General features: G+C 64.3%; 1 protein-coding gene. It reads right to left on the bottom strand.

Annotation, left to right across the window (positions count from 1 at the left end; genetic code table 11):
* On the bottom strand, nucleotides 1–382 hold a 382-nt coding region (locus ACM9ME_RS15450), incomplete at its 3' end, for a transposase (RefSeq protein ID WP_415644349.1).
* Nucleotides 383–652: the final 270 nt, after the last annotated feature.

Raw genomic sequence — 652 nt, forward strand, 5'->3', positions numbered from 1 at the left:
CGATCTGACCCCCCATCGGCAGATAGCCGCGCTCCCGCAGTTGCCGGTCAAAGGCGGCGAACAGCGCATCGATCGCGCCGGCGCGGGTCAGCTTCTCGCGGAACAGCCGGATCGTGTTCTCATCCGGCGTGACCGCGCCCGGGTCGAAGCCGAGAAAGCGCAGCCAGCTCAACCGATCGCGGATCAGGAACTCCATGCGCGCATCACTGACCGTGTTCTGGGCCGCCAGGACCAGCACCTTGAACATCGCCACCGGATCGTAAGGGGGCCGACCGCCCTTCGCGCCGTCGCCATATGCCAACGCCTTCTCCAGCGCCGGGCGGAACAGCTCGAAATCCACCACCCGCACCAGGGTTTCCAGCGGGTCGCCGGAATCCGACAACCGCTTCAGCTAATCCGATAACCCGAACAGTCCCGACTGACGCATTCGCCACCTCCCTTAGTCAGGAGCAGTGAATCATCTTCTGCCGGATCATGCCAGGGTTATTGGGGGTGCCCACCTGCCTGTGACACATACCCTGTGACGTGACCCCCGCCTTTCATCCAGCGGCAACCAGAGACAGACCGGTGTTGTTGCGCATGAGCGCGGGTGAAGCAACGGGCGGGGTTAACCCCGCCCGTTGCGTTTCAAGTTCGGCGGCGAACGCTGCCG

The sequence above is a fragment of the Sphingomonas antarctica genome (genome assembly GCF_965137005.1).
GTDB lineage: Bacteria > Pseudomonadota > Alphaproteobacteria > Sphingomonadales > Sphingomonadaceae > Sphingomonas_O > Sphingomonas_O antarctica.